The organism is Embleya sp. NPDC025285 (genome assembly GCF_055558835.1).
The window spans coordinates 15,148-39,658 of record NZ_JBVHLU010000098.1 but is presented as its reverse complement, the minus strand read 5'-3'; the positions used below and the strand labels follow the sequence as shown (position 1 = coordinate 39,658).

The 24,511-nt window shown below is 70.0% G+C and carries 24 protein-coding genes; 15 read left to right on the top strand and 9 right to left on the bottom strand.

From position 1 onward, the window contains the following. Positions 1-143 precede the first annotated feature (143 nt). Together ACZ4FV_RS41425 and ACZ4FV_RS41420 are read right to left on the bottom strand one after the other, a co-directional pair. Complete coding sequence (locus ACZ4FV_RS41425; RefSeq protein ID WP_395870596.1) at positions 144-569, bottom strand: CoA-binding protein; 426 nt, start codon at positions 567-569, stop codon at positions 144-146. A 106-nt stretch (positions 570-675) separates the two neighbouring features. Then, positions 676-1,995 carry a UDP-glucose dehydrogenase family protein gene (locus tag ACZ4FV_RS41420; protein ID WP_395870598.1) on the bottom strand — a complete coding sequence of 440 codons (1,320 nt, stop codon included), beginning with the start codon at positions 1,993-1,995 and terminating at the stop codon, positions 676-678. A 249-nt stretch (positions 1,996-2,244) separates the two neighbouring features. Here ACZ4FV_RS41420 and ACZ4FV_RS41415 point away from each other — a divergent pair, with 249 nt between their 5' ends. After that, positions 2,245-3,405: an acyl-CoA dehydrogenase gene (locus ACZ4FV_RS41415; protein ID WP_395870600.1), complete on the top strand. Its 1,161-nt coding sequence runs from the start codon at positions 2,245-2,247 to the stop codon at positions 3,403-3,405. 112 nt (positions 3,406-3,517) lie between these two features. Here ACZ4FV_RS41415 and ACZ4FV_RS41410 read toward each other — a convergent pair whose 3' ends face one another. The 3 genes from ACZ4FV_RS41410 to ACZ4FV_RS41400 all read right to left on the bottom strand — a co-directional run bounded on the left by ACZ4FV_RS41410 (position 3,518) and on the right by ACZ4FV_RS41400 (position 7,049). Beyond that, positions 3,518-4,120 carry an acyltransferase gene (locus ACZ4FV_RS41410; protein ID WP_395870674.1) on the bottom strand — a complete coding sequence of 201 codons (603 nt, stop codon included), beginning with the start codon at positions 4,118-4,120 and terminating at the stop codon, positions 3,518-3,520. A gap of 22 nt (positions 4,121-4,142) precedes the next feature. After that, positions 4,143-5,675, bottom strand: a complete 1,533-nt coding sequence (locus tag ACZ4FV_RS41405) for a glycosyltransferase (protein WP_395870602.1) — start codon at positions 5,673-5,675, stop codon at positions 4,143-4,145. A gap of 300 nt (positions 5,676-5,975) precedes the next feature. Next, on the bottom strand, positions 5,976-7,049 hold the full coding sequence (locus ACZ4FV_RS41400) for a glycosyltransferase family 2 protein (protein WP_395870604.1): 1,074 nt from the start codon (positions 7,047-7,049) through the stop codon (positions 5,976-5,978). Positions 7,050-7,307: 258 nt separating this feature from the next. Between ACZ4FV_RS41400 and ACZ4FV_RS41395 the strand changes: the two genes are divergently transcribed. From ACZ4FV_RS41395 to ACZ4FV_RS41375, 5 genes are all read left to right on the top strand, one after another. Continuing rightward, positions 7,308-8,831: an LCP family protein gene (locus ACZ4FV_RS41395; RefSeq protein ID WP_395870606.1), complete on the top strand. Its 1,524-nt coding sequence runs from the start codon at positions 7,308-7,310 to the stop codon at positions 8,829-8,831. 78 nt (positions 8,832-8,909) lie between these two features. After that, entirely contained in the window at positions 8,910-10,283 is a 1,374-nt protein-coding gene (locus ACZ4FV_RS41390) for an LCP family protein (RefSeq protein WP_402234020.1), read from the top strand. A 122-nt stretch (positions 10,284-10,405) separates the two neighbouring features. After that, complete coding sequence (locus tag ACZ4FV_RS41385) at positions 10,406-12,238, top strand: HSP90 family protein (RefSeq protein WP_465325832.1); 1,833 nt, start codon at positions 10,406-10,408, stop codon at positions 12,236-12,238. Positions 12,239-12,247: 9 nt separating this feature from the next. Further along, a complete protein-coding gene (locus ACZ4FV_RS41380) occupies positions 12,248-15,151 on the top strand; it encodes a hypothetical protein (RefSeq protein WP_402234023.1) in 2,904 nt (967 codons plus the stop codon). Positions 15,152-15,367: 216 nt separating this feature from the next. Then, entirely contained in the window at positions 15,368-15,898 is a 531-nt protein-coding gene (locus tag ACZ4FV_RS41375; protein WP_402234025.1) for a pyridoxamine 5'-phosphate oxidase family protein, read from the top strand. A 113-nt stretch (positions 15,899-16,011) separates the two neighbouring features. Here the strand turns inward: ACZ4FV_RS41375 and ACZ4FV_RS41370 are convergent, their stop codons facing one another. Then, positions 16,012-16,476 (bottom strand): DUF6299 family protein, encoded by a 465-nt coding sequence (locus ACZ4FV_RS41370; protein WP_395870616.1) that lies wholly within the window; start codon positions 16,474-16,476, stop codon positions 16,012-16,014. A 220-nt stretch (positions 16,477-16,696) separates the two neighbouring features. Here ACZ4FV_RS41370 and ACZ4FV_RS41365 point away from each other — a divergent pair, with 220 nt between their 5' ends. Together ACZ4FV_RS41365 and ACZ4FV_RS41360 are read left to right on the top strand one after the other, a co-directional pair. Further along, positions 16,697-16,987, top strand: a complete 291-nt coding sequence (locus ACZ4FV_RS41365) for a hypothetical protein (RefSeq protein WP_395870618.1) — start codon at positions 16,697-16,699, stop codon at positions 16,985-16,987. Beyond that, the gene (locus ACZ4FV_RS41360; RefSeq protein ID WP_395870620.1) at positions 16,984-17,229 is read left to right on the top strand and encodes a hypothetical protein; all 246 of its coding nucleotides are present in this window, start codon (positions 16,984-16,986) and stop codon (positions 17,227-17,229) included. The genes ACZ4FV_RS41365 and ACZ4FV_RS41360 overlap by 4 nt, the downstream gene beginning before the upstream one ends. An 89-nt stretch (positions 17,230-17,318) precedes the next feature. On the opposite strand, the gene ACZ4FV_RS41355 is transcribed toward ACZ4FV_RS41360, so the two are convergent. Both ACZ4FV_RS41355 and ACZ4FV_RS41350 read right to left on the bottom strand, forming a co-directional pair. Continuing rightward, positions 17,319-17,501 carry a DUF397 domain-containing protein gene (locus ACZ4FV_RS41355; RefSeq protein ID WP_465325829.1) on the bottom strand — a complete coding sequence of 61 codons (183 nt, stop codon included), beginning with the start codon at positions 17,499-17,501 and terminating at the stop codon, positions 17,319-17,321. Further along, the gene (locus tag ACZ4FV_RS41350; protein WP_402234028.1) at positions 17,498-18,322 is read right to left on the bottom strand and encodes a helix-turn-helix domain-containing protein; all 825 of its coding nucleotides are present in this window, start codon (positions 18,320-18,322) and stop codon (positions 17,498-17,500) included. The genes ACZ4FV_RS41355 and ACZ4FV_RS41350 overlap by 4 nt, the downstream gene beginning before the upstream one ends. Positions 18,323-18,446: 124 nt before the next feature. Between ACZ4FV_RS41350 and ACZ4FV_RS41345 the strand changes: the two genes are divergently transcribed. The 7 genes from ACZ4FV_RS41345 (at position 18,447) to ACZ4FV_RS41315 (ending at position 23,040) form a co-directional block, all read left to right on the top strand. Further along, positions 18,447-18,953 (top strand): hypothetical protein, encoded by a 507-nt coding sequence (locus tag ACZ4FV_RS41345; protein WP_465325827.1) that lies wholly within the window; start codon positions 18,447-18,449, stop codon positions 18,951-18,953. Positions 18,954-19,029: 76 nt separating this feature from the next. After that, positions 19,030-19,368, top strand: coding sequence for a hypothetical protein (locus tag ACZ4FV_RS41340; protein ID WP_465325826.1), 339 nt, complete (start codon positions 19,030-19,032; stop codon positions 19,366-19,368). A gap of 246 nt (positions 19,369-19,614) precedes the next feature. Beyond that, positions 19,615-19,860 carry a hypothetical protein gene (locus tag ACZ4FV_RS41335; RefSeq protein ID WP_395870630.1) on the top strand — a complete coding sequence of 82 codons (246 nt, stop codon included), beginning with the start codon at positions 19,615-19,617 and terminating at the stop codon, positions 19,858-19,860. After that, on the top strand, positions 19,829-20,347 hold the full coding sequence (locus tag ACZ4FV_RS41330; protein WP_395870632.1) for a DUF6879 family protein: 519 nt from the start codon (positions 19,829-19,831) through the stop codon (positions 20,345-20,347). Before ACZ4FV_RS41335 ends, ACZ4FV_RS41330 begins: the two co-directional genes overlap by 32 nt. Before the next feature lie 26 nt (positions 20,348-20,373). Further along, positions 20,374-21,222, top strand: coding sequence for a helix-turn-helix domain-containing protein (locus ACZ4FV_RS41325; protein ID WP_395870634.1), 849 nt, complete (start codon positions 20,374-20,376; stop codon positions 21,220-21,222). A 79-nt stretch (positions 21,223-21,301) separates the two neighbouring features. Beyond that, the gene (locus ACZ4FV_RS41320) at positions 21,302-22,159 is read left to right on the top strand and encodes a nucleotidyltransferase family protein (RefSeq protein WP_465325823.1); all 858 of its coding nucleotides are present in this window, start codon (positions 21,302-21,304) and stop codon (positions 22,157-22,159) included. Between the two features lie 38 nt (positions 22,160-22,197). After that, positions 22,198-23,040 (top strand): STM4013/SEN3800 family hydrolase, encoded by an 843-nt coding sequence (locus ACZ4FV_RS41315; protein ID WP_465325821.1) that lies wholly within the window; start codon positions 22,198-22,200, stop codon positions 23,038-23,040. A gap of 278 nt (positions 23,041-23,318) precedes the next feature. Here ACZ4FV_RS41315 and ACZ4FV_RS41310 read toward each other — a convergent pair whose 3' ends face one another. Beyond that, positions 23,319-23,810 (bottom strand): GNAT family N-acetyltransferase, encoded by a 492-nt coding sequence (locus ACZ4FV_RS41310; protein ID WP_395870640.1) that lies wholly within the window; start codon positions 23,808-23,810, stop codon positions 23,319-23,321. Positions 23,811-24,511 lie beyond the last annotated feature (701 nt).

Here is a 24,511-nt window from a genome sequence, read left to right as displayed (position 1 = left end):
GACACGAAGCCCCGAGCGAGGCACCGCTTTTTCTTGGAGGAGCGAAGCGGGGGAAAGAAAAAGCGGTGCCTCGCGAGCCGGCGACGAAGTCGCCCGACAAACAGCCCCTCGCGAGCCGGCGACGAAGTCGCCCGACAAGCAAATCAGGCCCGGCCCGCCCCGGTCATCGTGATGCGCTGGAGCTCCACCGCGGAGCAGCGGTCCATCACCATGTCCAGGCCCGCGTCGCGGACGCGCTGGTAGGCCCGCTCGTCGATCACGTCCAACTGGAACCAGACCGCCTTCGCCTCGATCTTGACGGCCTGGTCGGCGATCTCGCCGGCATGTTCCGAGTTGACGAACACGTCGACCACGTCCACCGGGAACGGGATCTCGGCGAGCGTGGCGTAGCCCTGCTCGCCGTGCACGATCTCGGCCTTCGGGTGCACGGGCACGACGCGCTTTCCCCACTGGCGGAGGAACGCGGCTACTCCATATGCGGCGCGATGGGAGTTGGTGCTGAGTCCCACCACCGCCCACGTGTGTGTGTCGAGGATCCGTCGGATCGTGGCCTCGTCGCCGTACGGCATGCTGATGACCTCGCAGTCCTTGTCTCGCTGCTCGCGGTGCCCCCCGACAGACGGACGGCGCGGCGCCGTCGGCCCGGTGACTGTGCCCCCGGGGCGGGCCGGCTACTCAGGGGCGACCGAGTGCCCGGTACGTCCATCCTGCGCCGCGCCAGCGCACCGGGTCGAGGGCATTGCGCCCGTCGAGTACGCGACGTTGTGCGACGATCTCGCCCAGTTCGGCCGGATCCATCTCGCGGAACTCCGGCCACTCGGTCAGATGCAGCACCACGTGGGCGCCCCGGGCGGCGTCGAAGGCGGTCTCGGCGAAGGTCAGGCCCGGGTACATCTTCCTGGCGTTGTCCATGGCCTTGGGGTCGTACACGGTCACCTCGCCGCCCTGGAGCTGCACCTGGGCGGCGACGTTGAGCGCGGGCGAGTCGCGGATGTCGTCCGAGTTCGGCTTGAAGGCGGCGCCGAAGACGGCCACCCGGCGGCCCAGGAAGCTGCCGTCGCACTGCTCGCGGGCGAGGTCGACCATCCGGAACCGGCGGCGCATGTTGATCGCGTCCACCTCGCGCAGGAAGGTGAGCGCCTGGTCGGCGCCCAATTCACCCGCCCGGGCCATGAACGCGCGGATGTCCTTGGGCAGGCAACCACCGCCGAAGCCGAGGCCGGCCTTGAGGAAGCGGCCGTTGATCCGCGGGTCGAAGGCGAGTGCCTCGGACAGTTGCTCGACGTCGGCCCCGGCCGCCTCGCAGACCTCGGCCATCGCGTTGATGAAGGAGATCTTGGTGGCCAGGAACGAGTTGGCGGCGGTCTTGACCAGCTCGGAGGTGGCGAAGTCGGTCACCACGAGCGGTACGTCCTCGGCGAGCAGCTTCGCGTACACCTCGCGCAGCGCGGCCTCGGCCCGCTGCGAGCGCACGCCGATCACCAGCCGGTCCGGGTGCAGGGTGTCCTGGACGGCGTAGCCCTCGCGCAGGAACTCGGGGTTCCAGGCCAGCTCGGCCTCGGTGCCCACCGGCGCCAGCTCGGCGATCCGGACGGCGAGGCGCTCGGCGGTGCCGACCGGGACGGTGGACTTGCCGACGACCAGGCACGGGCGGGTGAGCAGCGGGGCCAGCGCGTCCACGGCGGCGTCGATGTAGGACACGTCGGCGGCGAACTCGCCCTTGCGCTGCGGCGTGTTCACACAGACGAAGTGCACGTCGCCGAACTCGGCGAGCTCGGTGACGTCCGTGGTGAAGCGCAGCCGCCCCGACGTGACGTGCGGGGCCATCAGCTCTTCCAGCCCGGGCTCCCAGAACGGCGTCCGGCCGCTCGAGAGGGTGGCCACCTTGTCGGGATCCACGTCCATCCCGAGGACCTCGAAGCCCAGCTCGGCCATGCACGCCGCGTGCGTGGCGCCCAGGTAGCCGGTACCGATGACCGTGATGCGGGGTGCCACGTACGTCACCTGACTTCTTCGTCGAGGGCGGGATGGAGCCTGATGGTGCCTGATGGGACGGGTACGGATGCCGTCCGTCATGGATCGTATCCGTCGCCGTCACGCCGGCGTCGTCGAATCGTGGCCGTGCCGATGCGGGCCCGGCCGGGGTGCGGCTGAATAATTGTGGGCGACCGTGTTGTTTACTGAGCGGTAATAAAACGCTGCTGCGTACGCGCCGCACATCCTTCAGTCGAGAGGCAGGCACCCGTGGCCGGACGAAAAGACTTCGACCTCTACCGCGTCTCCGAGGAGCACGACATGCTCCGCGAGTCGGTCCGCGCCCTCGCCGAGGCGAAGATCGCCCCGTTCGCCGCCGAGGTCGACGAGCAGTCCCGCTTTCCGCAGGAGGCGCTGGACGCGCTCACCGCGAACGATCTGCACGCGGTCCACATCCCCGAGGAGTACGGCGGCTCGGGCGCGGACGCGCTGGCCACCGTGATCGTGATCGAGGAGATCGCGCGGGTGTGCGCCTCCTCGTCGCTGATCCCGGCGGTCAACAAGCTCGGCACCATGCCGCTCGTGCTGTCCGGGTCCGAGGACCTCAAGCGGCGCTACCTCGGCGCGGTGGCGCGCGGCGACGGGATGTTCTCCTACTGCCTGTCCGAGCCCGAGGCGGGCTCGGACGCCGCCGCGATGAAGACCCGCGCGGTGCGCGACGGCGACTCGTGGGTGCTGAACGGCGTCAAGCGCTGGATCACCAACGCGGGCGTGTCCGAGTTCTACACGGTGATGGCGGTGACCGACCCGGACAAGCGCAGCAAGGGCATCTCGGCCTTCGTGGTGGAGAAGTCGGACGAGGGCGTCTCGTTCGGCGCGCCGGAGAAGAAGCTCGGCATCAAGGGTTCGCCGACGCGCGAGGTCTACCTCGACAACGTGCGGATCCCGGCCGACCGGATCATCGGCGCCGAGGGCACCGGCTTCGCCACCGCGATGAAGACGCTCGACCACACGCGCGTGACGATCGCGGCGCAGGCGCTGGGCATCGCGCAGGGCGCGCTCGACTACGCGAAGGGGTACGTGCGGGAGCGCAAGCAGTTCGGCAAGCCGATCGCGGACTTCCAGGGCATCCAGTTCATGCTCGCGGACATGGCGATGAAGCTGGAGGCGGCCCGGCAACTGACCTACGCGGCGGCGGCCAAGTCCGAGCGCGGCGACGCCGACCTGACCTTCCACGGCGCCGCCGCCAAGTGCTTCGCCTCCGACGCGGCGATGGAGATCACCGTGGACGCGGTCCAGCTCCTCGGCGGCTACGGCTACACGCGCGACTACCCGCTGGAGCGGATGATGCGCGACGCCAAGATCACCCAGATCTATGAAGGCACGAATCAGGTTCAGCGCATCGTGATGGCCCGGAACCTGCCGAAGTAGGCCCCTCGGTCCGCACGGGTGACGTGCGGAGCGCCACGATCCCCCGGCCGAGAGGCCGGCGAGGCTTCGGCCGGGGGATTCGGCGATCGCGGCGGCAACCGGAAGGGTCCACCTATGCGGGCGAGGCGGCGGGCGGCGGTGTCAGGGTCAGTCGCCCGTCCTGTTCCGTGTACAGCTCGCCGGTTTCCGGGCAGCGCCACCGGCCGTCGCCCGCGTCGGTCAGGGGCACGCCCGCGCGGCCGACCCATTTGATGCGGCGGGCCGGGACGCCGGCCATCAGGGCGTGGTCGGGGACGTCGCGATGCACCACCGCGCCGGCGGCGATCAGGGCCCAGCGGCCGATCGTCACGCCCGCGACGACCACGCTGCGGGCGCCCACGGCGGCACCCTGACGGACCGTCACGCCCTGGGCCAGCCAGTCCTTTTCGCCCTTGAGCAGGCCGTCGGGGGTGATCGCGCGCGGGTACATGTCGTTGGTGAGCACGACGGCCGGACCGATGAAGACGCCGTCCTCCAGCACCGCGGGCTCGTAGACCAGCGCGTGGTTCTGCACCTTGACGTTGGCCCCGACGCGGACCGCGGGCCCGATGTACGCGCCGCGACCGATCACGCAGTTCGGGCCGAGGACCGCGCCCTCCCGGATCTGGGCGAGGTGCCACACACGGGTGCCCTCGCCGATGGTTGCCGACTCGTCAACGTCCGCGCTGGGGTCGATTGCCACCCTCGAACGCTAGTGCTCACTCGGCCGCCACGCCCAGGAAATCGGCGAGGACACGGGCCGAACGCCGGCCGTCGTGGTGCTCGGCGACGTACGCCGGGCCGCGGGCGGCCAGTTCGCGGGCCGCGTCCGGTTCGGCGATCACCTCCTCCAGCACCTCGGCGAGCGAGTTCGGGTCCGCGCCGCGGATGGGCAGGTCGGACGGCAGGTGCGCGGTCGCCGACTCGTGCAGGTAGCAGATCGTCAGGCGGCCCGCCGCGAGCGCCTGACACGAGGTCATGCCGTAGGAGCCGCAGGCGAATTGGTCGAGCACGATGTCGGCGTCCGCGAACAGCGCCGGGAGTTCGCGGGCGGAGCGGCTCAGGACCCGCCGGTACTCGATCAGGCCGATCTCGTGCAGTCGGTGCAGGGTGGGCTCGATCCGCGCGGTGCCGTGCAGGAACGGGCTCGACATCACATGCAGTACGACCGGGCGTTCCCGGGTCAGCACCGGTGTGTCGGCGCGCCACACCCCGGGGTCGAGCGCGGGGGGCAGCCATACCGCGTTCGGTACGTCCGCGATCAGGTCGGGCGTGGCCACGAAGGTCGGCACGTCCAGGTCCCGCAGGATCGGCAGCAGCCGGTCCACCTTGGCCTGCAACGCGTGGGTGAGCTCGTAGCGCGGGTCGAACGGCGAGAACTCGACCCGGGCCCGGTGCGCCGCCGGATCGCGCACCTCCGAGCCGTACAGCACCAGTCCCAGCGCGATCCCGGCCGCCCGCAGCTCGGCCAGGTCGGTGTCCACCCAGGAACCGCCGAGTCGGCCGAACGCGGGCATCCCGCACTCCGCCAGGACGTGGGTGTAGCGATCCAGCACATGGGCGAGCCGGCCCAACTGCCAGCGGGTGGACAGCCAGTCGTCGGTCTCGATCGCCTGATCGGTGGGGTAACCCAGGGTGTTGGCGGAGGTGAGCGCGGACGCCTCGGCGCGGACGCCCGGCAGGTGCCGCTCGACCGCGCGGGCCCACGCGTGCCCCTGTCCGCAGGTGTTGGTCGGCCCGATGCCCAGCACCGGCGAGGACGCGGCCGGCGGCTGCGCGTCGGCCGCGAACGCGCGCACGTACGGCTCGTACGCCTGCGCGCAGCGCAGTGCCCACGCGTCGGCGTCGCGTTCGGCCTCGGCCCGGTGGGTGCGGCGGACCGCCTCCAGGTCGCGCTGGGCCATGATCCGGCGCAGTCCCTTGAGCACCCCACCGCCGTCGAGCGCCTCGACCGCGGCCCGCGCGGCGGCGAGCCGGGCGGTCTTGGCCGGGTCGACCGGCACCCGCAGCGAGCGCACCACGCCGGTCTCGGACACCCGCACCGAGGTGGTCACCGCGACCGTCTCGGCGGGCTCGACCCGCAGCACGTAGGCACCCTCGACCGGATCGTCCGGATGCTCCCCACCCACGTCCGTGTGGGTGACGACGACGCGCCGCAGCCGTTCGGGCGGGGTGAAGCCGCGATCCTCCGCGGCCTGCCGGGCGTCCGGAATCGCCACTCCAGCGGCCACAGCCGAGTCCCTGTCGCTCATCGCCGTCGTCTCCCAAGGCCGTGCCGACTGTTCACAGACTGTCACCGGGGACGAGCGGTGACCAGGGCGGCCACGTTACTTGGATTTACCGAAAGGACCCGGTTTCCGGCCGAAGAAGCGGCGAGTCGTCGGCTCGAGGCCGGCCCCGGAGCCCGATTCGTGGCCGCGGCCGAGGCCCGGCCGAGGCCGGGTCCGAAGCCCGATCCCGGGCCGCAGCCGAGACGACGCCTCTCCCGCACAACGCGAGGGCCCGGGTCGCACGCGCGCGACCCGGGCCCTCGGACAACCGTTGCCGGTGGTTCAGCTCAACTCGTCGGCCGGCCGCTCCGTGCCCGCCTCGACGCGATCGGCGAGGCTCTTCGGGCTGGTCAGGAAGCCGGCTCCCCAAGCCCCGTGCATCGTGGCGAGCACGATGGGCAGGCGGACGAACGCGGCGGGCCGCAGGCCGCGGCCCTCCCACGCGACGCCGCCCAGGATGGCCACCACGTAGCCGCCGGGCAGCAGCCAGCCGGGCCAGAAGCCGACCAGACCGGCCACCGTGCCCAGCGCGACCGCGAGCAGCGCGGCCGGCGGCGCCAGATAGCGAAGGTTGACCGAACCCTTGTGGTGCCGGGACACCACCCGCCGCCAACGGCCGTAGTTGAAGTACTGCTTGGCCAGCGCCTTGGGGGTCTGCCTGGGCCGGTAGGAGACCTTGAGCTCGGGCGAGAACCAGATCAGGTAGCCGGCCTGCCGGATCCGGTAGTTCAGCTCCCAGTCCTGGGCGCGCTCGAACTCCTCGTTGTAACCGCCCATTTCCTCCAGCACCTCGCGCCGGAAGACGCCGAGGTACACGGTGTCCGCGGGCCCCGCGCTGCCGCCGGTGTGGAAGCGCGCGTTCCCGACGCCGAGTTTGGAGGTCATCGCGCGGGCGACCGCGTCCTCGTACGGGGTGGTGCCCTCGGCGTGCATGAGCCCGCCGACATTGGCCGCACCGGTGTCGACCAGCAACCGGACGGCGGTGGAGATGTAGCCCGCGGGCAGGATGCCGTGGCCGTCCACGCGCACGATCACCGGATGGCTGGAGGCGCCGATCGCGGCGTTGAGCGCGCACGGGGTCCGACCGCTCGGGTTGGCGACGGTGTGCACCCGCTCGTCGTTCGCGACCAACCGGGCGGCGATGGAGTCGGTGTCGTCCGTGGACGGTCCGAGCGCGATCACCACTTCGATGTCGCCGGGGTAGTCCTGCGCGAGCACACGACCGACGGCCTCTTCGAGATGTCGGGACTCGTTGAGCACCGGCATGATCACGGAGACGGGCGGTTTTTCGGGAAGCGGCTCCGCTCGGCGAGCTGGGGGCTCGTGCGTGGCGGGCTCGTCGGCGGTGTGATTCATCGCCTTGGAGCGTACTGCGAATGGACCTGCCGACGGGCATCGACCGGGTGAGCGAGCGAGGGCGATCGTCGGCGTGCCGTCCTTGATCCCGCCGGATCCCGCTTTACGGTGGTTCGACGCCCACCGCAACCGTGGTCGGACGGGCAGGCGTCCTTCGGGTGAACGCGGGTACGGATGCAGATCCGCACGGTGCGCGCCGCAAGGGTGCGCGGCGAACGGCGGGACGACATCGGTCCGCGAGGAGGGACACCGCAGCCCATGGCGACGACCGGCGGCCGACCCCCGGCGAGAACCACCACCGGCGACCGGCCCGAGCGCAACGTCGGCCGCAACTGGCTCGTACTGATCACCGGCGTGCTCGCGGCGGCGATCCTGGTGACCAGCGGCATCGGCTGGGCGTGGGTGAAGCACTTTGACGGAAAGATCCAGCGGATAGACCCGTTCAAGGGCCTGGAGAACCGCCCGGGCACCGGATCCGGCAAGGACCTCAACTTCCTGGTCGTCGGCTCGGACAACCGCGCCGGCATCTCCAAGGACACCCTCAACAAGCTGCACGCCGGCGGTGAGTCCTGCGACTGCACCGACACGGTGATGATCGTGCACCTCAACGCCAAGCGGGACCGCGCGACCATCACCAGCCTGCCGCGCGACAGCTACGTGGAGTTCCCCGCGCACAAGGACAAGACCACCGGCGAGCAACGCGGCCCCTCCAAGGGCAAGATCAACGCCGCCTACACGCTCGGCGGCCCCCCGCTCACGGTCGCCACCGTGGAGAAGGCCACCGGCATCAGGATCGACCACTACATCGAGGTCAACTTCGTCTCGTTCGTCAGCGTCGTGGACACCCTCGGCGGCATCGAGATGTGTACGCCCAAGGCGCTGCGCGACCCCAAGTCCGGCCTCGACCTGCCCGCCGGCACCAGCAAGCTGGACGGCGTCAAAGCCCTCCAGTTCGTCCGCGCCCGGTACATCGCCAGCGACCCGACCGGCGACATCGGCCGTACCCAGCGCCAGCAGAAGTTCATGACGCAGGTGCTCGCGAAGGCGACCTCGTCCGGCACGCTGACCGACCCGCTCAAGCTCAAGAACGTGCTGGACGCGGTGCTCGGCTCGATCAAGGTCGACGACAAGATGAGCTCGCAGGACTTCCTGGAGTTGGGCGGCAAGCTCAGGAACCTGACCAACTCCGGGGTCACCTACGCGCAGGTGCCGCTCAAGAGCATGGACCACCAGGTCCCGGACTGGGGCTCGACCGTGTTGTGGGACGACGCCAAGGCGGCCGGTCTGTTCCAGGCCATCCGCGACGACAAGGACCTGATCGCGCCGCCGGAGAAGAAGCCCGACACACCGGGTGCCACCACCGCCCCGGCGCCGTCCCCGGTGTCGGTCGAGGTGGCGCCGGGCGACATCTCGGTGCTGGTGTACAACGGCGCGCCGACCACGGGCCTGGGGCCGCGCGCGCACGAGGACCTCAAGAACGCGGGCTTCGCGATGGCCGGCGCGCCGCGCATCTCGACCTCCACGGACGGGGCCCGCACGATCATCCGGTACGACCCCCGGTGGAACCGCTCGGTCAAGACGGTGCAGGCCGCGCTGCCGGGCGCGACGCTGGAGTCGGTCACCGGCCTGGGCCGCACGATCGAGGTGGTCGTGGGCTCGTCGTACCAGGGAACGACCCCGGTCCGGGTCGGCGGCGCGAGCAGCGAGCAGCCGTCCGTCGCGGCAACACCGAATCCGGCATACTCCGCCAAATCCGGTGACGAGGTCTCGTGTAAGAAGTGAGCATCAACTGTGGAACAGATGGTCGATGAGATGGGCATTCGGTTGCCTCGGGGCTGATCGAGTGAAAGCTTCGATCTCATGAGTAATTGGCCGCCGGGATGGGCGGATGGCGACCAACAGCCGCAGCAGCCCCCTCCGGGAACGATTCCGAGCCGCCCCGGCGGCCACTCCGCCGGTGCACATCCGGTCGGTGGGCCTCCGGCCGGCGGATATCCGCCGCAGTCGCCGGGTGGGTATCCGCCCGCGCCGGGTGGGTACCCGCCGCAGCCGGGCGGTGTCCCACCGGTCCGGCAGGCGCCCGGCCCGGACGCCTATCCGCCGCAACCACCGGTCGCCGACGCGCACGGCGCGCCCCCGGCGCCGGTGGGACCGCCGCCGCAGCGCGGGCCGAGCGGCCCCGGCGGGCCCGACGGCCCCGACGGGCCGCCTCGCCCCGGTGGTCCGCCGCGGCGCCCGCGCGGCCCGGTCAACTGGAAGAAGCGCATCCTGATCGGGATCGCGGTCTTCGTCACGCTGATCGTGGTGTTCGGCACCGTGACGTACTTCTGGGCCGACTCGAAGATCCGGCACGAGGACGTCCTGGACAACTACAAGGGCCGCCCGGGGTCGACCGCGGGCACCACGTGGCTGATCGTCGGCTCGGACAGCCGTGAGGGCCTGGACGCCGACGACCGCAAGAAGCTGCACACCGGCAAGGCCGCGGGCAAGCGCACCGACTCGATGATGCTGCTGCACAAGGGCAAGGGCGGCACCGCGCTGATCAGCCTGCCGCGCGACTCGTATGTGGACATCCCGGCGTTCAGCAAGAACGGCAAGACGGTCAAGGCGCAGAAGAACAAGCTCAACGCGGCCTTCGACCTCGGCGGCGCGCCGCTGCTGGCCCGGACCGTCGAGATGGCCACCGGCATGCGGCTCGACCACTACGCGGAGATCGGCTTCGGCGGCTTCAACAACATCGTCGACGCGATGGACGGCGTGGACATCTGCCTCAAGGGCCCGATCAAGGACGAGAAGTCCGGCGCGGACCTGAAGGCCGGCTGCCAGACGCTGGACGGTGCGGAGGCGCTTGCCTTCGTCCGCTCCCGCTACTACGACCCGGCGCGCTCCGACCTGGCCCGGATGGAGAACCAGCAGAAGTTCCTCAGCGCGCTGGCGAAGAAGGCCAAGTCGGCGAGCGTTCTGCTCAACCCGTTCAGCGCCTTCCCGGTCGCGGACGCCTCGCTGAGCGCGGTGACGGTGGACGACGACACCGGGCTGTTCGACCTGTACGACCTGTTCAAGGACATGGGCAGCCTGTCCGGCGGCGACGGCGTCACCACGACGGTGCCGATCTCGAACCCCGGATACTCCGTCAAGAATGTCGGCTCCACCGTGCTGTGGGACGACAAGGGTTCCAAGGCGCTGTTCCAGGCGCTGCGCGACGGGCGGACCGTGGACGCGCCCAAGAGCTGAACCCCGGTCGGCGGGGACGGGCGGGCGGACAACTGATTCGCCGCCTGTCCCCGCCGTTTCGTACCATCAGCACTCGGCCGGGATGTCGGCCGGCGATCCTGCCCCGAGGTGACGAAGTCCGCATGAACGACGCCGCGATAACCGCCGCAGACCACACCTTCCAGGTCGATCTGCGCGGTCTGGTCGACCTGTTGTCGCACCACCTCTACTCCAGCCCCCGGGTATACCTGCGCGAGCTGCTGCAGAACGGCGTCGACGCGGTGACCGCGCGCAGAGCCGCGGATCCCGAGGCGGACGCGGCGATCACCATCACGGTCGAGGACGGCGGCCTGCGGATCGCGGACACCGGCGTCGGGCTGACCGAGGCCGACGTGCACCGCTTCCTGGCGACCATCGGGCGCAGCTCCAAACGGGACGAGTTGGAGAGCGCCCGGCGGGACTACATCGGGCAGTTCGGCATCGGTCTGCTCGCGTGCTTCGTGGTCGCCGACGAGATCACCGTGGTGACCCGCTCGGCGCTGGTGGACGCGCCGCCGGTGGAGTGGAAGGCCGGCTCCGACGGCCGCTACACGGTCCGCGCGTTGGCCCGCGAGGAGCGCGAAGAGCCTGGCACCACGGTCTTCCTGACGCCGCGTCGGGGCAGCGAGTCCTGGTTCGCCCCGGAGCGGGTGATCGAACTCGCCCGCGACTTCGGCGCGTTGTTGCCGTACCGGGTCACCGTGGTGGCCGCCGGCGAGCACACGCCGATCACCGACACACCCGCGGTGTGGGATCGCCCGTACCCCACGGCGGAGCGCCGTCGGGCCGCGCTCGCCGCGTACTGCGAGAGCCGGCTCGGCTTCACCCCGCTGGACGTGATCGACCTGGACGTACCGCTCGCGGGGGTGCGCGGCGCGGCGTTCGTGCTGCCGGAGGCGGTCAGCCCGGCGATGCGCGGCAAGCACCGCGTGCACCTCAAGGGCATGCTGCTCACCGAGAACGCCGACGGGTTGTTGCCCGACTGGGCGTTCTTCGTGCGCTGCGTCGTGGACACCGACACGCTGCGGCCCACCGCGTCCCGGGAAAGTCTGTACGACGACGAGTCGCTGGCCGGCGTGCGGGACGCGCTCGGCGGGCACATCCGGGACTGGCTGGCGAACCTGGCCGCGCACGATCAGCCGCGGCTGGCCCGGTTCCTGAGTGTGCATCACCTGGGCGTGAAGGCACTCGCCCGGCACGACGACGAACTGCTGCGCCTGGTCCTGCCGTGGCTGCCGTTCGAGACCACGGACGGACGGATCGCACTCGACGAGTTCGCCCGTCGGCATCCGGTCGTGCACGTGACCTCGACCGTGGAGGAGTACCGGCAGGTCGCGCCGATCGCGGCGGCGGCCGGACTCGGCGTGGTCAACGGCGGCTACACCTACGACCTGGATCTGGTCCACCGACTGGCCGAGATCCGCCCGGGCACCACCGTCACCGAACTCGACCCGGACACCGTTACCGCGCACCTGGACTCGGTCGACCCGGCCGCCGAACTGGCCGCCGCGAGCTTCCTCGCGCACGCGCGGGCCGCGCTCGACCCACTCTCCTGCGACGTGTCGCTGCGCACCTTCCAGCCGGTCACCGTGCCGGCGCTGCTGCTGGACGGGCGGGACGCGCGCGGCGAGCGCGGGCGAGCCGAGGCCGAGCAGGACGCGGCCGGTCGCGGCGACGACCTGTGGTCGGGCATCCTCGGTTCGTTGCGCGGTCAGGGTCCGCGCGCCCAACTCGTGCTCAACCACCTCAACCCGCTGGTCCGCCGGATCGCCGGCCTCGATGATCCCGAACTGGCCCGGGCCGCGGTCGAAGGACTGTACGGCCAGGCTCTGTTGCTCAGCCACCGACCGCTCACCTCGGCCGAGACCGGCCTGCTCGGCCGATCCTTCCTCGGCCTGCTGGAGCGGGCCGTCCACCAGCCGAACCCCGCCGAATAGGAACCCTTGATGGAAATCCGTGACGACGCCGGGTTCTTCGCTGCCCTGGACGCGAACGAGGAACTGCCGTACGGCAAGGCCCGCACCGCCCGCGCCGAGGAACTGGTCGTGGTGGCCGAGCGGATGGGCAACGACGAAAACCTCGCGTGGGCGCTGCTGCGGCTGATCACCGCGTACAACTACGGCGGCGAGTCGCCGCGTACGCCGGTGCCGCTGTCCCGGCTGCTCAAGCTGTGGGACGAGCACCCCGAGGGCTTCGACGAGCAGTTGACCCACCATCTGTTCTGGGACCTCAAGTGGGTCACCAGCTCGCTGCTCTCGGTGCCCGAGGTGCCGCTGACCGCGATCCGCGGCTATCTCGCGGACATGGAGCGCCGCTACCGCACGGCGGGGCACAGCCCGCGTCCGGTGCACCAGAGCCGGTTCTACCTGGCCCGGCACGTGGGCGCGGACGCGGAGACCACCGAGGCGTTCGACGCGTGGCTGGCCGCCGACCGCGATCGACTCGCCGACTGCGACGCGTGCGAACGGCGGGAGCAGGCCCGCTGGTTGATCGCGCAGGGCCGGGACACGGACGCGCTGGAGCTGCTCGCGCCCACCCTGGACGGCGAGTTGACCTGCGCCGAGGAGCCGCAGGTCTCGCTGGCCACCTCGATGTTGCCGCTGGTGCGCGCGGGCGACCCGGATCGGGCGCGCGCCCACCACCTGCGCGGCTACCGGTCGGTGCGCGGCAAGGTGAGCACGTACGCGGCGGTCGCCGAGCACATCGAGTTCTGCGCGCTGACCGGCAACGAGGGTCGCGGCATCGAGATCCTGGCCGAACACCGCGCGTGGCTGGAGCGTCCGCAGAGCGACCCGTCCGATCACTCCGACTTCCTCGCCGGCGTCGCGGTGCTGCTGCGCCGGTTGGTCGCGGTCGCCGGGCCCGAGCTGGTGGTCTTCGAGGACACCTCGGCCGGCGCGCTGCGCGATACGGTCGAGCGCGAACTCTTCGCGATCACCGCACGCTTCGACGCGCGCAACGGAAACGACGCGGTGAGCTCGCGGGTGCGGCGCCGGCTGGCGGCCGTACCGGTGGCCACGTCGCTGCCGCTGGGGCTGCGTTCGGTGCGGGTGGCCGCGGCAACCGAGCCGGCCGCCCCGAGGAGCGCCGTCTCGGCCGCCGCCGATACCGCAGAACTGCTGTCCCACGCACAAGAGTTGGACGGGCAGGGACATCCCGGCTCGGAGGGCGCCTGGCGGGACTACGCGGCCGCCGCGCGGGAGCGGGGGCAGGACGTGGACGCCTTCGCGCTTGCCGCGATCGAGGAGGCGGACGGGGTCGAGCTGGTCGAGGAGGGCGAGTTCGCGGCCGGCATCGCGGCGCTGACCCGGGCCGCGGCCGGCTATCTCGCGGCGGACGCGCCCGGGCGGGCCGTGGGCGCCGAGGTACGCGTCGCGATGGCGCGGTTCCGGGCCGAGGAGGCGGACACGATCGAGCTGTTCGACGCTGCTCGGGACAAGGCCGCCACATTCCTGCCGGAGGACGCCGCCCCGCTCGCACTGGTCCTGCACCACCGGGTGATCGTTGCGCTGGCGAGCGAGGCGGAGGACGTCGACGACGTCCTCACCGAACTGCACGACCTCGGCCGCGAGCACGGGTTGAGGCACCGTCAGGCGGCGGCGCTGCACATCCGCGCCGAGCGGGCACTACAACAGGATCGTACGGCCGACGCCCTGGCCGATCTGAGCGCCGCCATCACGCTGTGCGGCGAGGCCGAACGGCCGTGGTCGGCCTGCCGACCGCTGTTCCTGCGCAGCCAGGTGCGGATGCAGACGGGCGATCCGGCGGGGGCCGAGGCGGACATGCGCGCGGCGCTGGAGAAGGCCGCGTTCTACGCCGAGCCGCAGTTCCCGGTCGGCCACGCGCTGACCATGCTGGCGAACGCCCTCGGCGCGCAGGAAAGGGCCGAGGACGCGCTGCCGTTCGCGCTGGAGGCCGCGCACGTCTTCGACGACGAGGGCGACGCGGAAATGGCGGCGGCATGCCGCAGGGGTGCCGTGAGCATGCTGTTCGGCCTGGGCCGGGACGCGGAGGCCGCGGCGATCCTGGAGGAGTTGCTGCCGGAGATCGAGGCGCAGCATGGTGCCGAGCACGCGATGCACGAACGGTGGGCGCTGGGCATGTGCCTGCGCCGACTCGGCGACGCCCGGGACGCGGCGAAGCATCTGTCGATGGCGGCCGAGGCCGCGACGAAGGTCGCCGATCGGGCGACGCAGGCGGAGCTCGCGGTGGCGGCGGCGCACGCGCTCGACGACGCGGGGATGGCGCCGCAGGCACAGGCGGCCTTCGGCCGGGCGATCGAACTGCTGCGCGCCGAGGGCGACGTACGCGAGACGGTCCGCGCGCTGCGCGCGAAGGCGTGGAACATCGCGGGCAACACGGACCGGGAGGACCCCTCGGGGGTGGACCGGGCGCTGGCGCTGTTCGGGGAGGCGTTGCGGGAGCTGGCGGGGGCCGGGGGCGGCGCGGACTCGGGTGCGGGTTCCGATGCGGACGCGGATGCGGGTGTGGGCTCGGGTGACGGGTCGGCGTCGGGTGTGGGCTCGGGGGACGACGTGGCGGCGATGATCGCGGTCGAGACGGCCGGTACGCATCACCAGCTCGCCCACCTGCTGGCGCGCGCCGACCGGCTGCATCCGGCGCTGGACGCGGCCGATCGGGCGGCGATGGCATACGTGCCGCTGCTGCCGGAGGAGGGCGACGGGTATGTGGATGCCGTGCAACTGGCCGCGCGGATAGAGGCGTTCGGGCTGGAGCAGCGGCAGACGGCGGTGAACCGGTTGACCGCGGCGCTGTCGGCCTGCGCGGCTGCGGACTTCCAGGCGGTCCAAGACCTCAGGGCGTTGCGGAACGAGCTGGCGAAGAACTGAGCCGCGGAGGCCGGCGGGCGGGTCACGACGGAACCCGCCGCCGGTCTCCAGCCTCCCGGTGCCTGTCGTGTTCGGGCCGGGCGGTCCGATTGTGTACCCGAACGGATGAGGATTCATGACGCGGGATGTCAGGGATCCGGGTCGATCATTGACTGGTCGGCGTTCGTGATGGCGTGAACCGGGCGCCGCGGACGGATTCGGATAGGCAAGGACCCCATGCGCGAAACTCCGGAAGATCTGAAAGAGCTTCAGTCCCTCCTCGACGCCTCCCTCTCCCGCTCCACCACACATCTGCGCTCGATCATCAACCGCGAGCGCACCTTGACCGCGGAGCAGCTCACCCGGACTCTCACCGGCATGTGCACCCTCGCCCTGTCCACCGTGACGGCGAAGGGCGAGCCGCGGATCAGCGGCGTGGATGGGCACTTCCTGCGTGGCAAGTGGCACTTCGGCACGGCGCGCGACGCCGCCAAGGCGCGCCACCTCGCGGCGCGCCCCGCCGTCAGTGCCGCGCACATGCGCGGTGAGGAACTGGGCGTGTTCACGCACGGCAGGGTGGAGATCCTCAACCCTCGGGAGGGCGCGCCGGCCGCGGATTGGCCGGACCTGCTGGCGTACTTCAAGGACTTCTACGGCGACGACTTGTTCGACTGGGACAACGAGGTGGTCTACTACCGGCTGCATCCGCACTGGATGACCGTCTACGCCGCCGACGTCGCGAAGCTCACCGCGACGCCCGGGTCCTGATACGCGCCGGTCCCGATAGCGCCGGAACCGCCACCCATGCCGGGTGGAAGGGGTGGTCCCGTCGCCCGGAGCCCCGCGACGTGGCTCCGGGCGTCGGGTCGCCGGGCGTACCGCTAGATCGCCTTGACCGCCACGTCGCGGGCGTCGTGCGCGAGGATGTTCGGGAGGAGCGGGATCACGCCCTCGCCGGGCGCGAGTTCGAGCAGGGTGGCCTCGCCGCGCGCGGCGCCGGGGTGGATGTCGATGTAGGGCTGTCCGGTGCTGCGCCAGGTGTGTCGGGCGCCGTCGCACGTGGCGACGCTGCCGCCGACGGAGGCGTGCCGACCGTCCTGGTCCACCTGACCGCCGACCAGCACGGTCCCGGCGTGGTGGGGGGTGCATCGGTAGGTGCCGGAGAGTGTGATCGTGCCGTCGGCCGCCACCCACACGGTGGAATCGATGGTGACGTGGTCACCCCCGGCGCGCGCGGCACCGATCGGGAGCGTATGCGCCTGTGCGGCCACGGGAGCGAGCGCGAGCACGAGGCCGGCGAACCCGGCGGACAGAACCGTGGCCGTACGGCCGGCAGTGATGATCATGCCGTCGCCAACGATCCCGAATCCGAAAGGTTTCGGCCGTGCGTACGGAGGGGGGATCGCCGGGGATCCCACTCCGTTGCCGTCCATGGGCACAGGCCGACCTCACCGGCGCTGGGCCGGAGCCGGTGTGCTTCGATGCGCCGGTGCCGGCGGCTGCCGGCCCTCACGGGTTGGGCGCACACTGGTGCGTGTCATCAGGCCGTCGCGAAGGAGAAGCGTCATGACCCGGCACGTGCTCACGACTCACATAGGGGGGCGGGAGGTGGCCTTGCCCGGCACGATTGCCGACATCCGCGAGGCCTTGCCCGAAGCGTTGCGTGCCGACTTCGAGCGCGAGATCGAGTCCGCCTCGGCCGATGAGCTCTTCGGGGTGATGGCGAGCTGGGCGCTGCGCACGCCACAGGCCCAGGATCCGGACGAGGACGCCTTGGCAGAGCGGCTCAAGGCCGGGGACATGACCGGGATGAAGTACGCCGACGAACTGGACGACGCCTATCGGAGTACGGGATGAGCTATCGCGTCGCTTACACGCCGGATGCCGAAGTCGAACGCGCGCACCTCGCGCCCGAGCGCCGCAAGCGCTTCGATGCCGGAATGACCGGGATGGCAGCCGACCCGTACGCGCACGGTTCGACGCTGGGCGGCGATCGAGACCGTCGTGAGGCGACCGTGGCCGGTGTGGCGTTCATCCGCTACGTCGTGAGTGCCGCAGTCGTCACGGTGACCGTGGTCAAACTCGTACCGGCCCCCTGACACGACGCAAGATGACAATCTGGCGCCACCACTCGATGCGACCCGAGACGGCGCCGACGCGTCAACGCCGGGCCGTCTCCGATTCGCGGCTAGTCCCGCAGGGCACACAGCATTTCGTGCCAGGCGGCTGGGCTGATCTCCAGGTGGCCGCGCCGGCGGTCCTTGGTGTCACGGATGCCCGTGGACGCCGGGAGGGGGGCCACCTCGACGCAGGAGTCGTTGCCCGTGGATCGACTGGCCTTTCGCCACGCGTACGCGTCGATAGTGCTCAAAGCGCATCCAATCTGCTCTGGATCAAGCGCTGTGACTCGTCTTCGGGAAGCGACGCCGAACGCAGATAGTCCAGGTTCCGTCGGTGCCGTCGAACGGTCCGCTCGTCCTTGATGATTTGTGATCCACTTTCCCACTCGGCGTGTGCGGCTGCCGTATCGGGGGCGGGCAGTTCGAGCACTGTCACTGCCCCCAGGAACGGCCGTGCCGTAGCGCTCGATGGCACGATTCTCAGCCGTACATGGTCGAGTCGGCTCAGGTCCAGCAAGTACTGCAACTGCTCTTGCAACGCTACCTGTCCGCAGAAGCTGGTGAAAAGCACCGCCTCGGACAGCGTCACCGATAGGGGGGTGTCGCCGGACGCGACCATCTGCGCCCGGTGCAGTCGAACCTCCAGAAGCATGTCCGCGTCGTCGGGGTCGGGCACGAACGGTGTCTGCACGAGCATGGCGCGCGCATAGCCTGCGGCCTGGAGCGGTCCTGGAACAACCGTCGACGCAACTTCCAGGGCGGTTGCCTTCGCCTCCAGAAGGATCAAATCCTCGTAGGCCCGGGTGAGTACCTCCGCGTACTTCACCCACCACTGATCCGGCTCGCGCACTACGCCGAGCGCCCGGTCGAGTCGCATCCGGGTCACCGGGGAGAGCTGCAAAATGTCGGCCAGCACGGCCAGTTGCTCCGGCCTGATAGGTGTCACCCCGGTCTCCAGCCGAGACTGTGAGCCCTCGGCCCACCCCGCGCGCTGCGCCACGCGCGCCATGGGGAGCCCCGCCTCTCGCCGAAGTCGTCGTAGTTCGGCACCCACTTGCGCGGGAGTATGCATTGCGCCTCCGGTTCACCCACCTGGCCCCGATCATTACGAACGGTACATGGAAGGTTGCCGTAAGTCACCTTGCATGTCAGCGTTGATGCCACGGGTGCTCGCCTCTCCGTGAACGTCGTCGGCTGTGTGGGAGCGGGTCGAGCACGCCGCCATCCGTGGGGCGAAAGGTGCCGCCATGCGTCACATCCGGCCGGACCCATCAACCAGAACATCCGCTCGCCCCGCCGAAGGGGTATGGATCCGCGACGGGCGCAGCGGACTGTGCGGGATCTGCGAATCGACCACCACGCAAACCGTGTTCGCCCGCACGCTCGCCGGCACGCCGTTCACCGCGCGCCGCGACGACGTGTGCGTTCTCTCGCCCGACGCGGCGAACGAGGCCGTACACACCCCGCCCATCACAGCAATAACGAAACGCAGCAAGGGAGTTCAGATGAGCCACCTGCCACAAGTACGCGAAGGGCACACCGTCGAGCACGTCGACGAGAGACTTCGTGGGGAGTATCCGGCGGGTCGGGTCGTGCTCACCGGAGTCGGCATGGTCTCGGTGCAGCCCGCCAACGGCGCGCCGAAATGGACGGTCGACCGCTACGACGTGCGGCACCTCGACGAAGACCAGCAAGCCGATTGATCCGCAGGTGGGCGGGTGCTCGATTCCAGGCGAAGCCCGCCCACCTGCAACACCACCGATCTCGAAGGACGGCAAGGTGCATCACGAACACTACCGAGTCCCGCCCGAAGGGCACCCGGGCGACGAATCACGCGAGTTGGGCATCGGCGCATGGGTCCGGCACGCAAATCCGAAGCTGCGATCCACCTACCCGGACGGCTACGTGGCCCGCATGCCCGGTCCGACCGGACCCCCACACGTACTCGTCCAGCCACACGGCCGCCCCGCCGGCACGGATCAATACCGCCTGCCACCCATCGACCTGACCCTGGCCAACCCGACCGACATCCTCACCTCGGCATACCTGTCGGCCGCACTACGCAGGTTGGCGCACGTGGTCCGGACCGAACAATGCGCGCGGGACGAAGCTCCCTGACCACCGGACCCAACCCGCCCGAACTCCGGCGCCTCGAAAGCCGTTTAACGCCGCCACCTCCCACCGGTCGCACAACCCAACCGCACCATCAGTCCCCGGCCGACCCATCTCGGCCGGGGACGCTCGACGCCCGACGGATCGCCGAAGCGCGCATCGGCCCCTGCCCAACTTGGGAAGGGTTCGTGCCGTCGGTGCAGGGCACAGGTCGTGCAACAAGTCGCAACATCCTCGACGTCGGAGGCAACGATGGCTCTACTCTTCTTCGGCAAAGACCCCGACACGGACGAGGACCACTGTCCGACCGTCTGGGTGGACGACGTGAGCGCGGATCTTGTTCTTCAGGGTTGGAAAGCGGACGGCGCGACCGAGAAGAAGTGTCTGGTGACCGGCCCGATCCCGGACACCGAGGCGGTCATCCGCATCCCGGCCCGCATGGTGCCGCAGATCAGGAAGGCGTGCGATGCCGCAGAACGCTCAGCCCAGCTTCGCTGACGTCATCCGGAACACGGACCACTCGGCGGTCCACTTGGAGATGCGCGACGGCTACGGCGACAACGAGCGATTTGCCGCGTGGCGGCGTGGAGAGCGGATCGACTGGGACAACCGGGCGTCGTGGTGGCGCGGATTCCACGATCAGGTCACCGGGGCCATCGCACGAGGGGTATCCATCCGCCGAGTCCGCATCGTCAGTGAGCCGGTCTCGGAATACATTCGCTGGGAGCACTACATGACCCGGGCCAACCTCGCCGTCGGCGAGCAAGTCAGGTGGGTTCCCCGGCGTCTCGCTTGCGATCTCGTGGTCCCTTGTAATGACTTTTGGCTGTTTGACGACCGACTGGCGAGGGTCCACCACTTCGCAGGCGACGGTTCCCTTGTCGAGGACGAGTTCAGCTCCGAGCCGCATCTCCTGAAAGTGTTCGCCGCGTCGTTCGAAACCGCCTGGGAGCGCGGCATCCCGCATGAGGAGTATCAGCTCTGATCGTCTCGTAGCCCATCGGTCGGCACATGCCCTCGTCCCCGTTCTCCAGCGCCCAGGCCGCCCGCGAGTCCGTGGCGGCGCGGCTCAGGGATCTGCGTCTGGACGCCGACCTGACGATGCAGGATCTGGCTGATCGGTGTGACTGGAGCAAGGCAAAGACCTCGCGCATCGAGGCTGCGAAAACCACCCCGTCCGATGCCGACCTCCGGGCCTGGTGCTCGGCCTGCGGCGCCGAGGGACAGGCACCCGACATCATTGCCGCATCTCGCTCCGCCGACTCGATGTACGTCGAGTGGCGACGGATGCAGCGTACGGGTCTACGCAGACTCCAAGGGGCCAACGCTCTGCTGTACGAGCGGACGAAGGTGTTCCGCATGTATTGCTCCAGGGTCGTGCCCGGGCCCCTCCAGACCAAGGACTACGCCCACGCTCTTCTGTCGCTGATCGCGGACTTCCGTAATCTGCCCGACGATGTCAGCGCGGCCGCAACGGCTCGCGTGGACCGGTCGCACATCATCCGTGACGGCCACCACCGCGTCATCATGCTGGTCGAAGAGGACGTACTCACCCAGCACATCGGCGACGACTTCGTGATGGCCGGCCAACTCGGCCACCTCCTGACGGCCATGTCCTACCCCGCCGTCTCGCTCGGCATCATCCCTCGATCTGCATCCAGAGCGATGTGGGGGCCGGAGACGTTCACGATGTTCGATGACAGGCGGGTCCACGTCGAATTGCTTGCCGCGAAGGTCACCGTGACGACGCCGACGGAAGTCGAGATCTACCACCGGGCCTTTGCCCGCCTCTCCGGCATGGCGGTGTACGGCCCCCGCGCTCGGACTCTGGTCGTCAGGGCGATCGACGCCCTCGGCTGATTGCCCTGCAACAACCTGCAACAACGTGGACCGGCAAGTTCCCTGTTTCGTAGCGTCTTTGTCGAGGCGGTTCCTCGCGGTGAGCAGGACATCCCTCGACCGGGTGAAGGGGCCGCGCCGTTGCATCGACTACTGCCACGATGCCGCGACAGCACCAGAGTCGTTCCGCAAGACCGGAGGGGCATGGATGGATACGTCCGGCGTTACGCAAGCGCTGATCCTGGCGGGCGGACAAGCCACCCGTATGAGGCCCTATACCGACGATGCCCCCAAAGCCATGGTCCCTGTCGCCGGCACACCGATCATCGGTCATCAACTGCTGTGGCTCGCCGCATATGGTGTGAAGAGCGTCGTTGTCTCCGGTGGTTACAAGGCGGAGGTGATCATCGACTACGTGGGCGACGGCTCGCGGTTCGGTGTCGAGGTCACATACGCAATCGAAGACGAGCCGCTGGGTCGTGGTGGTGCTCTCAAGTACGCGGCGCGGCAACTGGTCGACACGGAAGCGCCGTTCTTCGTCCTCAACGGCGACGTTGTCAGTGCGTTCTCGCCGGCTGATCTCGCCGACTTCCACCGGCGTCGCGACGGAGCCGTGACCGTCGCGCTGTCTCCGTATCGCTCCAATTGGGGTGTGGCGGACCTTGACGAGCAAGACCGCGTCAGGGGCTTCGTCCAGTCCCCGGAACTGCCCTACTGGGTCAACGCGGGCATCTACGTCTTCGACCCGGACGTGATCTCGCTGCTGCCCGACAACGGAGATCACGAGGACAACACCTTTCCGCAGCTTGCCCGAGAGGGCCGCCTCATGGGCTACCGGCTGTCGGGCTACTGGCGGGGTATCGACACCGTCAAGGACGTCATGGACGCGTCCAGGGAATGCCGCGACTCCGGATCCATCCCGGCCGCCGAGTTCCGCACCACCGATATCGACATCTAGGCCCCAGCCCGCAGGACTCCTGACCGGAGAGGGAGACCATGATCAACGGCAACGAGGTCATCCCAAGTCATCACGTCCTGTTCGTCACGTTCGATTCGCTGCGCTACGACGTGGCGCGGGCCGTCCTCCACGGCGGACGCAGCCCCAACCTCGAGCGCGTCCTGCCTGACGGACTGTGGGAAGAACGACGAACTCAAGGCTCGTTCACCTTTCCTGCGCACATGTCGTTCTTTTCCGGCTTCCTTCCGGTTCCCTCCGGTCCGGGCCGCCCTGGCAGGCTCTTCGCCTGTCACTCCATGCGCGGAACCACCATCCACGAGCGGACCTACGTCTTCGACGCTCCGGACATCGTCAACGGTCTGGCCGGACTCGGCTACCGCACCGTATGTATCGGGGGGGTCGGCTTCTTTTCCAACCAGACCAAGCTGGGCCGGGTTCTGCCCGGCCTGTTCCAAGAGAGTCACTGGAGTCCACGGACCGGCGCCGACGAGCCCGAATCGACACGGCACCAAGTGGACATCGCCTTGGCGGCACTGCGCGATCAACCCGCCGACAAGCCTCTGTTCCTGTTCCTGAACATCTCGGCCACCCACACACCGACTCACGTGTATCTGCCCGGAGAGACAGCGGACTCCTGGGAAAGCCAGTGCGCAGCCCTCGGCTACGCCGACAGGCACCTGGGTCGACTTCTCGACGCGCTTCCCGGCCACGGATCGTGGCTCGCCCTGTTCTGCGCCGATCACGGCGAGGCATACGGCGAAGACGGCTACACCGGGCACGGCATCGCGCATCCCTGTGTCTGGACCGTCCCTTACGCCGAGACCATCATCCCTGGCCGGCCACCCGAAGGACGGCCATCTGTGGCACCGAAAGCCGTTTGATGCCGACAGGCTCTTCGCCCGGTGGAGCCGACCACACTGCGATCCCCCGGCCGAAGCCTCTCGGCCGGGGGATCGTGGCGCTCCGCGCGTCGCCCGTGCGGACCAGGGGGCCTACTTCGGCAGGTTCCGGGCCATCACGATGCGCCGGACCCGGTTGGTGCCCTCGTGGATCTGCATGATCTTGGCGCCGCTCATTGTTCGGGGCGAGAAGGATGTGGTGCGGGTGGTTGTGGTCGCTGGGGGAGGCGGGCCGGGTTGACGGGTGGCTTCGGTGGGGGTCAGTCCACGTCCAGAGTCGCCTCGATGGTGTCGCCGTTGGCGTCGGGTTCGGGGCGGTGGCGAAGTTCGGCGCCGCCGGTGGTGAGGAGGCGTTGGGCGGCGGTGTTCGTGTCGGTCGTACTGGCCACGATGCGGCTTGCGCCCTGGGTCTTGGCCTCGGCGCGGAGGAGGGCGACGACGGCGTGGCCGACACCTTGGGCCCGGTGCGAGCGGCCGATCCACAGGCCGGCCTCCAGGGCGCCGTCCGGGGTCGGTTGGAGACGGGCGGCGCCGACCACCTGCCCGGCGACCAGGATCGCGTATGTGGTGGGGGTGGCGGCCCACTCGTGATGGAAGGCCAGGAAGGCCGCGCGGCGGTCGGCGGTCCAGCCGGGTGGGCCGGGTACGGCCGGCATCACCTCCGACGGGTCCGCGTCGGTCACCGCGGTGTCCAGGAGGGCGGCCAGCAAGTCTTCGTTCAAGCGGCGCAGTTGCACCCGTGCGTTGTCCACCCCCGGAGCCTCTCCACCACCACACACCCCCGTCAAACCCATAGGCTCCCCACGACGCGCATCGCAGCCGCGCGGCAACTCGTCCGCACCGGCCGGCCGATCCGAGATACGCGTCTTGCCCGCCCGTGCTTGCCGACGGGACGCTTCAAGCCGGTGCCTCCGAAACGAGCCGCGCCTATCGAGTCGGCTCGGCTCGACGTCCGAAACGAGCCGCGCCTATCGAGTCGGCTCGGCTCGACGTCCGAAACGAGCCGCGCCTATCGAGTCGGCTCGGCCCGACGTCCGAAACGAGCCGCGCCTATCGAGTCGGCTCGGCCCGACGTCCCGGCCATCTGATGCGCCCGTGCGTTGGTCGATGGCGCGCATTCCGATCGGCGTCCTGGACTTGCCCACCGGCGGGACTTCGCCAGGCGTTTTTGCAGCCGGCCGCGCCTTCGCTCGCCCGGCAACTCGGCTGCGCCCGGCCGTAGTTCGCACTGCGAGTCGAAATCGACCCGGCATTTCCGGAACGAGCCGTGTCGGTTGCCCCGTTCGTGGCGGCCGGACTCCGTGCCGCCCCGATCGCGGACCTGCCGTGACCGCGTCCTTCCGGAGCGCCCCCCTTGCAACCGCCCGCCTTGACGGCACCCGCCACCGGCAACCCGCCCCCGGCGTTCGCAAAGGGCAACGGCCGCCCGCCTGCCCTCCGTTCGGGAGGGAAG

What these genes read in the sequence shown, in the direction of transcription:
- ACZ4FV_RS41425 (WP_395870596.1), bottom strand. Translation starts at nt 569, where the DNA reads ATGCCGTACGGCGACGAGGCCACGATCCGACGGATCCTCGACACACAC.
- ACZ4FV_RS41405 (WP_395870602.1), bottom strand. Translation starts at nt 5,675, where the DNA reads ATGAGCGACAGGGACTCGGCTGTGGCCGCTGGAGTGGCGATTCCGGAC.
- ACZ4FV_RS41400 (WP_395870604.1), bottom strand. Translation starts at nt 7,049, where the DNA reads ATGAATCACACCGCCGACGAGCCCGCCACGCACGAGCCCCCAGCTCGC.
- ACZ4FV_RS41395 (WP_395870606.1), top strand. Translation starts at nt 7,308, where the DNA reads ATGGCGACGACCGGCGGCCGACCCCCGGCGAGAACCACCACCGGCGAC.
- ACZ4FV_RS41390 (WP_402234020.1), top strand. Translation starts at nt 8,910, where the DNA reads ATGAGTAATTGGCCGCCGGGATGGGCGGATGGCGACCAACAGCCGCAG.
- ACZ4FV_RS41385 (WP_465325832.1), top strand. Translation starts at nt 10,406, where the DNA reads ATGAACGACGCCGCGATAACCGCCGCAGACCACACCTTCCAGGTCGAT.
- ACZ4FV_RS41380 (WP_402234023.1), top strand. Translation starts at nt 12,248, where the DNA reads ATGGAAATCCGTGACGACGCCGGGTTCTTCGCTGCCCTGGACGCGAAC.
- ACZ4FV_RS41375 (WP_402234025.1), top strand. Translation starts at nt 15,368, where the DNA reads ATGCGCGAAACTCCGGAAGATCTGAAAGAGCTTCAGTCCCTCCTCGAC.
- ACZ4FV_RS41370 (WP_395870616.1), bottom strand. Translation starts at nt 16,476, where the DNA reads ATGATCATCACTGCCGGCCGTACGGCCACGGTTCTGTCCGCCGGGTTC.
- ACZ4FV_RS41365 (WP_395870618.1), top strand. Translation starts at nt 16,697, where the DNA reads ATGACCCGGCACGTGCTCACGACTCACATAGGGGGGCGGGAGGTGGCC.
- ACZ4FV_RS41360 (WP_395870620.1), top strand. Translation starts at nt 16,984, where the DNA reads ATGAGCTATCGCGTCGCTTACACGCCGGATGCCGAAGTCGAACGCGCG.
- ACZ4FV_RS41350 (WP_402234028.1), bottom strand. Translation starts at nt 18,322, where the DNA reads ATGCATACTCCCGCGCAAGTGGGTGCCGAACTACGACGACTTCGGCGA.
- ACZ4FV_RS41335 (WP_395870630.1), top strand. Translation starts at nt 19,615, where the DNA reads ATGGCTCTACTCTTCTTCGGCAAAGACCCCGACACGGACGAGGACCAC.
- ACZ4FV_RS41330 (WP_395870632.1), top strand. Translation starts at nt 19,829, where the DNA reads ATGCCGCAGAACGCTCAGCCCAGCTTCGCTGACGTCATCCGGAACACG.
- ACZ4FV_RS41325 (WP_395870634.1), top strand. Translation starts at nt 20,374, where the DNA reads ATGCCCTCGTCCCCGTTCTCCAGCGCCCAGGCCGCCCGCGAGTCCGTG.
- ACZ4FV_RS41315 (WP_465325821.1), top strand. Translation starts at nt 22,198, where the DNA reads ATGATCAACGGCAACGAGGTCATCCCAAGTCATCACGTCCTGTTCGTC.